This window comes from Collinsella sp. AM41-2BH, assembly GCF_003468085.1.
In the GTDB taxonomy this organism is placed as follows: domain Bacteria; phylum Actinomycetota; class Coriobacteriia; order Coriobacteriales; family Coriobacteriaceae; genus Collinsella.
Genome location: NZ_QSGH01000014.1, coordinates 1 through 13,330, shown reverse-complemented (window position 1 = coordinate 13,330; position 13,330 = coordinate 1). Strand labels below are relative to the sequence as shown.

Sequence of the window (13,330 nt, the reverse complement as noted above, 5' to 3'; positions counted from 1 at the left end):
GATGAGTGCATCGAACATCAAAGATGTCCTAAGCTCGCGCCGTCGCATGGTTGCTGCGGCCGCATGGATGCTGGTGCTGGTGGCCGCCCTGAGCGCCGCCACCTACGCCTGGTTTAGCAATTCGCGCTACACCAACGTGACGCCCGTGGCGCACACGGTAAGCGACGAGGGCTCCGACTTGCAGATTGGCCTTTCGGCCAACGGGCCCTGGGACACAACGGCAACGCTTGCCGCCGCCGACAAAACGCTCTATCCCATCTCGACGGCAGACCTTTCCCGTTTTTGGCGCGGCACCTTCCAAAATGCCGCGGGTATCACGACCGACTATGCCGACTGCACTGCGCAGCTGGACGACTACGCCCTTTCGGGCACGCTGTACCTTAAGGGCAGCGATAGCGCGCTCAACGTGTACCTGTACCAGGGCCAGATGGGCATGACGAGCGACCCGCAGCTGCTGGCCGCACTGCGCCTGGGCTTGGTGATCACGACTGCGTCGGGCACGCAAACGCATATCTTTACCTGTGACGACTTGGGCAATACCGCAGGCGCCACCAACAGGCGCACCACGGCGCAGGACGGCGCGGTCGTGGCAGCTGGCGCCTCGGGCTGGAGCTACACCGCCGACCCGGCCCGCGCTATTAGTTCTTACAGCATGGATGGCACCGGTGACACGCCCACGCCGCGCGCGGGCGCCACGCCCATCTGCACGCTGGCCGCCAACGAGGTGGCAAGCGTTCGCTACGTTGTATACATGGAAGGCTGCGACGCCAATTGCATCGACGAGGCCCAGGCCCGCGATGTGGTGCTGCAGCTTGCCTTTGCTGCGGCCAAGGCGTAAGGGGGCGAGCGACGTGAAAGATCAGAAGCGCATGCCAGCAGATAGCTGCGAGGCCAAAACCCAGAGCGAGAGCCCCGCGGTTCCCTCCAGCGTAGCCGCCGAGTGCCAGGTCCTCGAGGGCGCTGCCGCCCGCCGCCACGCTCGCCACGCGCGTGCCTACATCGCGCTCGTTATGGTGGCGCTCGCCGCCACCTTGGGCGCCGCGACCTACGCCTGGTTTACCAACAACATGAAGGTCAACACCAATTCGGTGAGCGTGCACAGCGACACGTCCAAGCTGGTGCTGGAGCTGGGCGACGCCGATCGCGGCAGCTGGTCGCAGCAGGGCGATGTTTCCCTGACTTCCAATGCGACTGGCGCCGTGACGCTCTATCCGGTCTCGACCTTCGATCTCAACGGCTTTGCTGCCTGCGCGCAAAACAACTCCGCCGGCGATGCCACGGTGTTTGAGCAGGCAAAAGACAACGGCTCCGCGTTCTACCACGGCTGGATCAATCTGCGCCCCACCATTACCGGAACGGGCGCCAGCAAAGTAAAGGGTAAGGTCAGCTTGTATCTGGCCGAGTCGTTGGTTCCCCAGGGTGTCGATGCCGAGCTGCTGCGCGCGGCTCGCGTGGGCATAAAGATCTCGAGCGGCAACCAGGTGCTTGCCACCAACATCTTTGAACTCGACGGCTCCGACGGCGGCCATCGCGACGAGCATCCCGCGACCGCCCCCGCAGGCCTGGCGGGCTACACCGAGGGCATGCTCCTGGGCTGGCAAAACGGCCAGCTCGCTTGCGGTACCAACGTGACGCAGGACCCCGCCGCCTTTACGCTGGACACGAGCGAGACGGCCACGCGCCCGCAAAACACGCTCGCCACGCTGGGGTTGGGCCAGACCTATCGTCTGGATATCTATTACTACATCGAGGGCACTGACCCCGATAGCGCCGACTACCTCTATAAAGACCCGGGCACCCTGCACCTGGCCCTCTTTGCGACCTTGGACGGTGAGTAGCCATGACGCGTAAGCAACCCGCCGCCAACTGCACGCCCGCCACCGGCAAGCCCGACGCCGCCGCGCCCGCCGACACCGACCTGCGCCGCAAGCTCACTACCACCGTGGTGCTGGTGCTGTTTGCGCTGGTGGCGATAGCCATGGCAACGTTCGCCTGGTTCTCCATCGCCGATAGCGCCAAGACCCGCATGCTCATGATCGACGCCAACGCCGACGGCTCGCTGCGCTTTGACCTGGACGGGCACGCCGCGTTCGACGAATACGTGCACAGCCTGGGTTTTGATCAGATCTCGGCGCGCATTGCCAGCGAAAAGGGCGTGGACATCGACGCGTCCAAGCTCAAGCCCGTCACCACGAGCGACTACCAGACCTTCACCTTCGAGGACGGCTCCACCGCCGATCCCGCCACCGGCGCCTACCTGGAGTTTACGCTGCACTTTATGAGCAGTACGGACCTGCGCGTTCGCCTGACCGGGCAGGATGGCGACGGCGGCGTGTCCGGCACGCGGTTTAGCTCCGACACGCAGGGCATGGCCAGCGCCATGCGCATGAGCTTTACCGCCGACGGTCATACTTGGGTCTACAACCCTAACGGGGGCGGCGGTTCATCTGGCTCGGCCACCGTCTTTGGGCTCGACTCGGGCGAGGCGACCGCGGCCAGCGACATGTTCGACCTGATAACAGAAACGGACAAGCCGGTAACCGTTCGCATATGGCTCGAGGGAACGGACCCAAATTGCACTAATATGCTAAAGGGAGCTAACTATTCGGTTTCGATGCGCTTCGAGGGCATCGAGGAACAGTAGATACGCACGGCGGCCATCGGGCCGCGCACGACCTAGACAGACACGGTAGTAAGGGACATCATGCAATCTGTTAAAAAAGTCGCATCCATCGCGCTGAGCGTTGTCATGTGGATCATCATCCTGGTGGCGGCCCTGTATGCGTTTACCACGCTCGCCACGCGCGAGGACGGCAGCGTCTCGGACATCGCCGGCTTCACCCCGCTCGCCGTGCAGTCCGACTCCATGGCTCCCACGTTTAACAAGGGCGACCTCATCTTCATCAAAAAGTGCGACACCTCCAAGCTCGAGGTGGGCGACATCGTGACGTTCCATACCATCATCGACAACGAGTACGCGCTCAACACGCACCGCATCGCCGCCATCGACGAGGTCAACGGCATGCGCAGCTTTACCACCAAGGGAGATAACAACGACGTGGCCGATACGCACATCATCAGCGACGGCGACATCGTGGGCAAGTACGTGTTTGCGTTGCCGCAGATGGGCAAGGTCATGGACTTCCTGTCCAGCTCCATGGGCTTCCTCATTGTGATCGTGCTGCCCATGCTGTTGTTCTTTATCTACCAGGTGTATCACCTCATCGTGGTGGGCATGAACCTCAAGCGCGCTATGGCCGAGGAGGACCGCCTGGCCGCCGCGGCTGCCATCGTGGACGCCGAGGGCAAGGGTGACACTACCGTCACGGCCGATAACGCCGCCGAGCAGCTCGCCCAGGCCGAGGCCAAGCTCGAGGAAGCCCGTCGTCTGAAGGCCGAGGCCGAGGCGGCGATGAACGCGACCAAGCAGGAGGATACCGACGGTGAGTGAGTTTCTGGGATTTGCCTGGGAGCTGCTGGCAAAGGTCGTCTATAACGTCGTTGCCGTCGTGAGCTCTATCCTCAACCTGCTGGTGTTTGGCTGGGTTGAGTACTTCAACATCTTTATGACCTACTTCACCACGTTTGACCTGGTGGGCAAGATCGGCGCGGTCATTCTGTTTGCCATGCTCATCGCGGTCCCCGTGCTGATCGTGGCCATCCTGGTCCACCGCTACCGCATCAACCGCCGCCTGCATCGCGACGACACGTCCAACAAGGCGCTCTATCGCGAGATCGGCCGCCTGAACAAGCAGGTGCTCGATCTTATGGACGAGAAGAACAAGCTGCTGGCGCTCAAGGTCAATGCCATGGGCGGTACCAAGCAGATTCCGTACGTGGGCGCCTCGGCTCTTGCCGACGATCACCTGCCGACGGTGGGCAACGTGGTGGGCGCCGCTGCGGGCGCCGGTGCGCCTGCGGGCGAGGGCGCCGCGGCGACGGCCGTCATGTCGGGCAACGCGTCGCTCGCGCTCGATGGCGAGGGTGTCAAGGACGCCGCAGCCGCCATGGCCAAGGCCACCGTCGAGGCCAAGACCCTTGCCGAGGAAAAAGAGATCGCCCAGGCCAACCGCTTCCCCAAGTTGTCCCTTGTGGACCTTAAGTACCGCGACTGGGAATCGCCGGTCTACGACGATGCCATCTCGCTGGAGGACTTTGTCGACAGCTTCCGCGCGTTCGCCTGCAGCCAGATGAAGCTCTACTACACGCCTGAGGTCATCCGCCGCTTTGTGGCCGGCATGGCCGCCTCCAAGCTGCTGATCCTGGAGGGCATCTCGGGTACCGGTAAGACGTCGCTGCCCTACAGCTTTAGCCGCTACCTGGATAACCCCGCGACCATCGTGTCGGTGCAGCCGAGTTTTCGCGATCGCACCGAGGTGCTGGGCTACTTTAACGAGTTTTCCAAGCGCTTTAACGAGACCGAGTTCCTCCGCGCCGTGTACGAGGCGGGCCTTCGTCAGGACCCGTCCATGATCGTGCTCGACGAGATGAACCTCGCCCGCGTGGAGTACTACTTTGCCGAGATCCTGTCGGTGCTCGAGATGCCCAGCCATGACGAGTGGGTGCTCGACCTGGTGCCCACCCAGTGGGCTGCCGACCCCAAGGCTCTGCACGACGGCAAGCTCACCATTCCCGACAGCCTGTGGTTTATCGGCACGGCCAACAACGACGACTCCACCTTTACCATCACGGACAAGGTGTACGACCGCGCGATCCCCATCGAGCTCAATGAGCGCGCCGATGCGTTTGAGTGCGAGCCGCACGAGCGCGTGCACGTGACGGCCGACCACCTGCAGTATCTGTTCCAAAAGGCCAAGGTCGAGTACGTGATCGACGACGAACTGCTCCAGAAGATGCACAAGCTGGACCAGTACCTGCAGACCCGCTTTAAGCTGGCCTTTGGTAACCGTATCATCAAGCAGATGTACGACTTTATCCCCGTGTACGTGGCGTGCGGCGGCACCGAGCTGGGCGGCATGGACTACATCATCGCCCGCAAGGTGCTCAAGAAGTTTGAGTCCATGAACGTGAGCTTTGTGCGCGACGAGATGAAGGGCCTGATCGAGTATATCGAGAAGACCTTTGGCGAGGGCGGTCTGCCCGATTCCGTCATGTACCTGCAGCGGATTCAGAATTTCTACTAATGGCGTAAGTGCGGGGCGGCGTGATGTCGCCCCGCCCCTTTCCGATCGATCCAACCTATGGAGTAACCCATGTCCGAGACCATTCAGGACCTCTATACCAGCTTCTCCGAGCAGATGGAGCCCATCCAGGAGGACAGCCGCTACTTTCGCTATCTGTTTGAGATGGCGCAGGCCTCGGGCACCACGATCGAGCAGCAGCGCGAGGAGCTCGTCAAGGTGGTGGACGAGGAGTGGATCAGCATGATCGAGGACTCGCTCGACGCCATCAACACCATTATCGAAAAGCCGCGCCGCTTCATCACCACCGAGGAAGAGGTGGTGCCGGTCTCGCTCGCCAAAAAGATCAGCGCCGACAGCGTTCGCCATCTAAGCCAAAACACGCAGTTTTTGGCGCCGAGCGACGACGGCGGTGTTCATCCTACGCGCATCCTCAACGTCAATACCGTCGAGACCTACGACCTGTACGAGAACCGCTTTATCTACCACCTGATTCAGCGCCTGCTGACGTTCGTGGACAAGCGTACCGACGTGATCTTTTGGTCGACGGGCAACGAGATCCGCAACCGCTTTAAGATGCACAGCAAGATCGACGATGCGTACGAAGAGATCGAGTACAACGTCGAGATGACGGTCAAAAACCGTCAGAGCTTTGCCGAGAACGACGCCGACAACATGGACGTCTTTATGCGCATCGACCGCGTGCGCCGTCTGGTCATGGCGCTGCGCGGCGCGTCATTCTGCCAGATCATGAACGGCTGCAGCGCGGTCCGCAGCCCCATCCAGCGCACCAACCTCATCATGAAAGACCCCAACTACCGCAAGTGCTACCAACTGTGGCAGTTTATGGAGCGCTACGACAAGGTGGGCTACAACATCGACGTGCAGCAGCAGGCGCTGGCGTTCGATAACGAGTACATGGTGCAGATGTACACCAACCTCATTAACAACTACACCGTCTTTAAGAGCCTGACCGACGACGAGCGCAACCTGCAGGAGCTCGAGAGCGTACAACACGCGCCGGTTGCGCCCAAGTTCATCAAGGAGATCAAGGAGGTGCAGGTCGATAGCCCCGACCTGCCCGACGTTGAGGTCCGGCGCGTGTTTGTGGAGGAGGTCACGCAGGCCCAGCTCGATGCGGAGCAGGCGCTGACCGAGGCCCGCGAGCAGATTGAGGAGCTGCAGGAGCAGCTTACGTCCTGGAAGGTTCAGGCACATGCGCTGACCGACGAGCGCGACGACCTGGCCGACGAGCTGGACGAGGCCAAGACGCGCGAGCTGGCGCTGACGCAACGCGCGCAGATGGCCGAGGCTGATGTTGAGGAGCTGCAAGGTTCGCTGGAGGATGTCGAGGCGGGCAAGAAGGCTGCCGAGGATGCTGCCGCTGAGGCGCGCTCAACCGCAGCTGCCCAGCTTGAGCAGATGCGCGCCGAGGCCGATGCCGAGGTGGCTGCCGCCCGGGCAGACGCGGACGCCAAGGTTGCCGCCGCCGAGCAGGCAGCCGCCGAGCAGGTCGCGCAGGTCAAGAGCGACACTACTGCGGCCCTGGCTGCCAAGACGGAAGCCGATGCCGCCGAGCTGCAAGCTGCCAAGGATGCCGCCGCGGCCGAGCTTGCCGGCGTGCGCGAGGTGTGCGCCAAGGAGGTTGCCGAGCTGCATGCCAAGCTGGACGCCGCTCAGCTGCAGATTGAGGAAGTGCAGCTGACGGCCGAGCGCGATGCCCGTGCCGCGCAGGAGGCGGCAGATGCCGCCGCGGCAGCAGCGGAGCAGGCGCTTGCCGACACCGTTGCTGCGGCCGAGGAGAAGGTTTCCGCCGCTCAGCAGGCTGCCGATGCCGCGATCGATGCCGCCCACGCGGCCGCCGATTCTGCTGTGGAGCAGGCCGCGGTGGATGCTGGCGAGAAGGTCGCCGCCGTCGCTGCCGAGCGCGATGCCGCGACGCGTGCCGCTGAGGAGGCCCGTGCCGACGCCGACGAGCGTATCGCCGCAGCCGAGCTTGCGGCAGGGGAGCGCATCGAGCAGGAAGTCGCCGCCGTCCGTGCCGCTTGCGAGCGCGAGGTCGAAGCTGCTCGCGCGGAGATGCAGCAGCGCCTGGACGCGCTGACGCACGAGCTGGAGCAGGCCGTGCGTGATCGCGCTCGTGCCGAGCGCCGTGCCGAGGGCAACAGCCTGTCGCGCTATCTGCTGGCCCGCTTGCGCGGCGAGGCTGGCGAGGGCGTGGTCGCCGCGCCTGACGAGGATGGCGCTTCTGCGGCGGATGCCACCGAGGGCGAGGTCGCTGCCGACCCCGAGACTTCCGCAAAGGACGACGACAAGTGATGAAGCATGTGCTCCGCGTGATCAACGTGCTGGCGACCGTGGTGATCCTGGTCGCCTTTGTGGTGCTGCTGCGCACGGTGTTCACGCCCGCCGGCGAGATTCCCACCATCATGGGCTACGGCTTTATGCGTACGCTGACCGGCTCGATGGAGCCGGCGATTCCCGTACACTCGTTTATCGTCGTTGATACCGGCGACGGCCAGGCCTATCAGGTGGGCGACATCATCACCTTCCATTCGTCCGATGACGCGCTGGAGGGTTCGCTCAACACGCACCGCATCGTATCCGTGGAGGCCGCCGCCGACGGCGCCCCGATCTACCGCACCAAGGGCGATGCCAATCCGGTCGAGGATGCCGCGCCCGTGCCCGCCGCCGACGTGGTGGGCCGCGTGGTCTTTGTCTCGGCGGGACTGGGCGTGGTGGTCTCGCTGCTCACCAATCCGCTGCTGTTCTTTCCGCTCATCGTGGTGCCGCTGATCGTGCTGCTGGTGCTCGAAATTCGCCATATGGTCAAGACCACGCAAGAGGTGGCGCGCGCTGAAGACGAGGCTGCCCTGCGCGCGGCTGTGGAGCAGATTCGCGAAAAGCGCCGCCGCGAGCAGGAGAGCCAGGACAGCGCCAAGGAGCAGGTCGACGGCGAGCGTGCTGAGGGAAGTGCGGAAGCCAGCCCCCGCGCCTAGACGATTCCAACCGCTCGGCATAGCTTATCCGCGCCTTTCGTCCTTGCAATTTGGATGCTCGTAGATGTTCCGAATCGCCCGCATTTCCATATCAATATTCGTGCTACAGTTTGAGCGCTTTGTTGCCAATTGATTTCGGGGGAGTGGAATGGAACAGGAGCGCACAGCGCAGCGTGCACGTAAAAAGGCTTCGGTGCCGATGACGGCGGCGGCCGATTTTGTCGTGCCCGAGGGAACTGACGAGCTTAGCCGCAGCACCCGCCGCGCATGGCGCGACCGCCTCAACGATGCCCAGACGCGCAAGATGGCCCTGGGCACGCTCGCCGCGTTTGCCGGCGGTACGTTTTGGGGTTTTTCTGGCACCAGCGCCAGCTACCTCTTTGACGTGTGCCATATCGAGACGTTTTGGCTGATGAGCGTGCGCCAAGTTATCGCTGGCCTGCTCTTTATGTTCGTTGTGCTCAGAAAAGACCGCGACCGCTTGATCGAGCTGTGGACTACCCCCGCCGATCGCAAGCAGCTTATTCTGTTTACGATCTTTGGTCTGCTGTTCAACCAGCTTTGCTATCTGTCAGCCGTGCGCCTGACCAACGCGGGCACCGCGACCGTCTTCCAGTGCCTGCAGCTGGTGGTCGTCATGGGGTATGCCTGCGTCACCGCGCATCGACTGCCGCGCACGCGCGAGGCTCTTGGCATTTTGCTCGCATTGGGCGGAACGTTTTTGATCGCCACGGGCGGCGACCCCAGTACGCTCAGCATCTCGCCGATGGGCCTGCTCGCGGGCCTTTTGTGCGCAGTGGGCGGTGCCTGCATAGCAATCATCCCTGCCGGAATCCTCAACAAATACGGTAGCCCGGTCGTCACGGGCTCGGCCATGCTTTCGGCGGGAATCGTGATGAGTATCTTTACCCAGCCGTGGGCGCATATGCCGGCGCTCGGCCCCTCGGGTGTCGGCGCGCTCGCGATATTTATTGTGGTGGGGTCGTTCTTCGCCTATATGTTCTACATGCAGGGCGTTAAGGAGATTGGCTCGGTGCGCGCGAGCCTCCTTGGAACCATGGAGCCGGTTTCGGCCACCATCACCAGCGCCCTTATGCTGGGAACGGTGTTTTTGCCCACCGACCTGGCGGGCTTTGCCATGATTATCGCGATGGTGTTTTTGACGGTGTAGCTGGCGCCGCCGCCAAGACAGAAAAGGTGTTGTGCCGCATTTTCGCCAATTGACGTCCGTGTCTGGAGTTTAGCTGTCGATGCTCAAAATGCCATAAACTAGTAACGTTATGGATTTTTTCATTGCGACTCAATTGCGAGGATTTCTTTATGGCTGGTAATCACTTTAAGGGCAGCGATAGCGGCCGTCCTGCAGTTCCGCCGCGTCCGAACGGGGCTGGTAAGGCCGGCACGCCGGGCGGCGCTGGACAGGGCGGTTCCAGTAAGCGCGTGTCCCCGGGCGAGACGGCGATGTTTACCGCTCTGTACGAGCAGTCTCAAAAGGCAAAAAAGACCGGCCGTGCAAGAGGGAATGTCTTTGCGGGCGGTGCAACCTCCGCGTCGCAGCCGAGCGGGGCTCCTTCGGTACCTGCGAACAACGTAGGTGCTGCCAACGCCGCAAATGCCGCCGGCAACGTTAATGCCGGCAAGGCCGCCAACAATACTCCCTCTGCCGGTGGCGCGGGGCTTACGGGTAACCTTGGCACGATTTACACCGGTGCCTCCGAGACTGGCACGTTCGCCCGCCTGGATGATAGCGGTGCCGAGTTTGCGGGCTCGGGTTCCAAGGAAGATTATTACGATTTTGGCTTGAACTACGGTAGCGACGCTTCGTCGAGTTCGACCTCTGACGGTCTGATCCGTCATCGCCATCACAAGGGCGAACGCAAAAAGCGTCACACCGGCGCCATTATTGCCGCTGTAGTCGCGGTGCTTCTCGTTGCGCTTGGCGCAAGCGGCTTTATGCTGCTTAACTCGGCAAAGACCGTAAAGAGTGAAGCGAAGGAGGCCGTCGAGATTGTCGGTGGCCTTAAGGACAAGGTCACGTCGGGCGATTTTTCGACGCTGCCTGACGACGCGAAGAAGATTGATGAGCTTTGCGACAGCATGAAGGCGGAGACCTCGAGCCCGCTGTGGACGGCGGCTTCGTTTATCCCGGTGTATGGCAGCGACATCAATGCTGCCCGCACCATGATCGACGCCCTGTCCGATGTCTCTAGCGGCGCGCTGATTCCCATGGCCGACAACCTCTCGCAGGCAACGCCCGGCAAGCTGTTCCAGGATGGCATGATTAACGTGTCCGCGCTGCAGGCGGTCGCCGATTCGCTTTCCAACAGCTCGAAGGTGTTCAAGAGCGCCAACGAAAAGATCCAGGGCATTGGCGATACTCATATTTCCCAGGTGACCGAGCTGGTCGATAAGGCCAAGGACGGCTTTGCCACCCTCAACGGCGCGGTTGACGCGGCGGAGAAGGTCGCCCCCGTCCTTCCCCAGATGCTCGGCGCCAACGGCCAGACGCGTCATTATCTTGTGCTCGCGATGAGCAATGTCGAGATCCGCGCCTGCGGCGGTTTCCCCGGTTCTCGCGGCGTGATGTCGGTGACTGACGGTAAGCTCGAACTGGGCGATTTTGTCAAAGTCGACATGATGAAAGAGCCTTTGACCCCGCTTCCCATCACCGATGAAGAGGCAAACTTATTCACGACCGGATGGGGCCTGACCGGATTCAACACGCTCGGATACACGATGGGCGACGTTACGATGACGCCCGATTATCCGCGTGCGGCTCAGCTTGCCAGCGATATGCAGAAGGCCATTGTCGGAGATGACATCGACGGCGTATTTGCAGTCGATCCGGTATTTTTGCAGTATATGCTCGGCGTTGTAGGCGGCACACAGCTTCCTGACGGCACCGTCGTTGATGGAAGCAACGCCGCAAAGGTGCTGCTGCACGATATTTATTGGAATTACCCGGTAGAGGAACAGGACGCCATTTTTGCGGCGGTTGCCGGATCAGCTTTTAACAAGATCGTGGACGAACTGGGCTCCAGCGATATTACTAAGATTGCTGCCGCCATCGAAAAGGGCGCTTCCGAGGGTCGCATCCTCATGTATTCGAGAAATGATGACGAGGAAAAGGCCGCGAAGGCTCTTGGAATATCGGGCGCTCTCCAAACCGATACGTCGGAGGCTCCGATCTTGGGCGTCTATGTGAACAACTACAGCTATTCAAAGATGGATTGGTTCCTCGATAAGCGAGTCACCATCGATTCTTCGGTTGAAAATGCCGATGGCTCGACGACGTATCGAGTGACCACCTCGCTCAAGAACACGATGACCCCCCAGGAGAAGGCCGAGATGCCTGGCTATTTCCAGGGCCATAACGGCATTAGCCAGGATATTGATGATGAGGTGCTGAGGCTTTATCTCTATGCTCCTGCGGGAGGCAGCATTTCGGACATTAAGACTTCGGGCTCCGGTTCTATCGAGATGAACGAAGCGACGCACGATGGCTTGAAGGTTGCATGGGGCGGTGTCCACATGCTTCTTGGACAAGACATAAAGGTCGAGTACACGGTCACGACTTCGAAGGACTCTGGGCACAAAGAGCTTAAGGTTCGTACCACGCCAACCGCTCAAACGTTCGAACAGGATAAGTAAGATATGAAGTACTTTGGCACCGACGGCTTTCGCGGTGAGGCCAATGTTGGGCTGACGGTAGAGCACGCTTATAAGACTGGCCGTTTTGTGGGCTGGTATTACGGCGCCAACCGCGAGCGCAAGGCACGCGTCATCGTGGGCAAGGACACGCGTCGCTCGAGCTATATGTTCGAGGCGGCGCTAGTGAGCGGCCTGGTCGCGAGCGGTGCGGACGCCTATATGCTGCACGTGATCCCCACGCCGGGCGTAGCGCATCAGACCGTGGAAGGCTGCTTCGATTGCGGCATCATGATCAGCGCGAGCCACAACCCGTTTTGCGATAACGGCATTAAGCTCGTCAACAGCGATGGTTTTAAGATGGACGAGGACGTACTGGAGCTCATCGAGGACTACATCGATGGCAAGAGCGAGGTGCCGCTGGCCACGGGCAACTACATCGGCGCCACGGTGGACTACATGCAGGGCCGCAACCGCTACATTGCCTCGCTCATCGCCAGCGCGAACTTTTCGCTGCAGGGCGTCAAGATCGGCATCGACTGCGCCAACGGCTCGGCTTCCTCGGTGGCCAAGCCGGTGTTTGACGCGCTCGGTGCCGACGTGCGCGTGATCAACGCCGCGCCCGATGGTTTTAACATCAACGTCGACTGCGGCTCCACGCATATGGAGCGCCTGCAGCGCCACGTGGTGGAGCAGGGCCTGGACGTGGGCTTTGCCTACGATGGCGATGCCGACCGCTGCCTTGCCGTGGATGAGCGCGGTCGCGTGGTAGACGGCGACCAGATCCTGTACGTGTGCGGCGTGTATCTGAACAAGCACGGTCGCCTTTCGGGCGGTACCGTGGTTCCGACGATTGCCAGCAACTTTGGCCTGATCAAGTCGTTGGAGCTTGCCGGCCTAAGTGCCGTGACCAGCGGTGTGGGCGACCGTCACGTGTATGCCAAGATGCGCGAGGGCGGTTACAGCCTAGGCGGCGAGCAGACGGGCCATACGATCTTTGGCGATATCGAGCGCACGGGCGACGGCATTATGACCTCGCTGCGCGTGATGGAAGTGATCCGCGCCGAGCGCGAGACGCTCTCGCAGCTCACGGCTCCGTGCAAGCTGCTACCGCAGGCGCAGGTGGCCGTGCGCGTGGCGGACAAGGACGCCGCGCTCGAGAACATGGGCGTGCAGAACGCCATCGCCGAGGCCGAGGCTGCGCTGGCAGGCGAGGGCCGCGTGCTCGTACGCAAGAGCGGAACCGAGTCGGTTATCCGCGTGCTGGCCGAGGCGCCCGACCAAGCATCCGCCGATGCCGCCATGAAGCGCATCGCCAACGCACTCAAGGCTCTATAAGGTGCCTTCTGGGCTGTCTGACGGGGGGGTGTTCCTATAGTTTTGTCAACTGGGCAATGCTGTTTTCGAGATTGAATCGCGACATGCTGACGCCAAGCCATTAGGCCGGTGGGCTTCAGTCTGCTCGGTGCGTTTCGGCTAGGCTGCGTAAGGCACCCTGTCTCGCATGATCGCGTAGATGACCTTCAGCCTCTTTCGTGCCAG

The 13,330-nt window shown here is 61.7% G+C and carries 10 protein-coding genes; all 10 read left to right on the top strand.

The genetic code is table 11. From position 1 onward, the window contains the following. Position 1 precedes the first annotated feature (1 nt). Positions 2-838 (top strand): hypothetical protein, encoded by an 837-nt coding sequence (locus DW899_RS07730; protein WP_117800561.1) that lies wholly within the window; start codon positions 2-4, stop codon positions 836-838. A 13-nt stretch (positions 839-851) separates the two neighbouring features. Beyond that, complete coding sequence (locus tag DW899_RS07725) at positions 852-1,838, top strand: hypothetical protein (RefSeq protein WP_117800560.1); 987 nt, start codon at positions 852-854, stop codon at positions 1,836-1,838. A gap of 2 nt (positions 1,839-1,840) precedes the next feature. Further along, complete coding sequence (locus DW899_RS07720) at positions 1,841-2,644, top strand: hypothetical protein (RefSeq protein WP_117800559.1); 804 nt, start codon at positions 1,841-1,843, stop codon at positions 2,642-2,644. 60 nt (positions 2,645-2,704) lie between these two features. Then, on the top strand, positions 2,705-3,451 hold the full coding sequence (locus tag DW899_RS07715) for a signal peptidase I (protein ID WP_117800558.1): 747 nt from the start codon (positions 2,705-2,707) through the stop codon (positions 3,449-3,451). Then, positions 3,444-5,144, top strand: coding sequence for a hypothetical protein (locus DW899_RS07710; protein ID WP_117800557.1), 1,701 nt, complete (start codon positions 3,444-3,446; stop codon positions 5,142-5,144). The genes DW899_RS07715 and DW899_RS07710 overlap by 8 nt, the downstream gene beginning before the upstream one ends. Before the next feature lie 69 nt (positions 5,145-5,213). Then, the gene (locus DW899_RS07705; protein ID WP_117800556.1) at positions 5,214-7,460 is read left to right on the top strand and encodes a DUF2357 domain-containing protein; all 2,247 of its coding nucleotides are present in this window, start codon (positions 5,214-5,216) and stop codon (positions 7,458-7,460) included. Beyond that, positions 7,460-8,140 (top strand): signal peptidase I, encoded by a 681-nt coding sequence (locus DW899_RS07700; RefSeq protein WP_117800555.1) that lies wholly within the window; start codon positions 7,460-7,462, stop codon positions 8,138-8,140. The genes DW899_RS07705 and DW899_RS07700 overlap by 1 nt, the downstream gene beginning before the upstream one ends. Positions 8,141-8,288: 148 nt before the next feature. Further along, positions 8,289-9,311 (top strand): DMT family transporter, encoded by a 1,023-nt coding sequence (locus tag DW899_RS07695; RefSeq protein ID WP_199408161.1) that lies wholly within the window; start codon positions 8,289-8,291, stop codon positions 9,309-9,311. A gap of 149 nt (positions 9,312-9,460) precedes the next feature. Beyond that, complete coding sequence (locus DW899_RS07690) at positions 9,461-11,791, top strand: DUF4012 domain-containing protein (RefSeq protein ID WP_117800554.1); 2,331 nt, start codon at positions 9,461-9,463, stop codon at positions 11,789-11,791. Between the two features lie 3 nt (positions 11,792-11,794). Continuing rightward, on the top strand, positions 11,795-13,126 hold the full coding sequence (gene glmM, locus DW899_RS07685; protein WP_117800553.1) for a phosphoglucosamine mutase: 1,332 nt from the start codon (positions 11,795-11,797) through the stop codon (positions 13,124-13,126). The last annotated feature ends 204 nt before the right edge of the window (positions 13,127-13,330 follow it).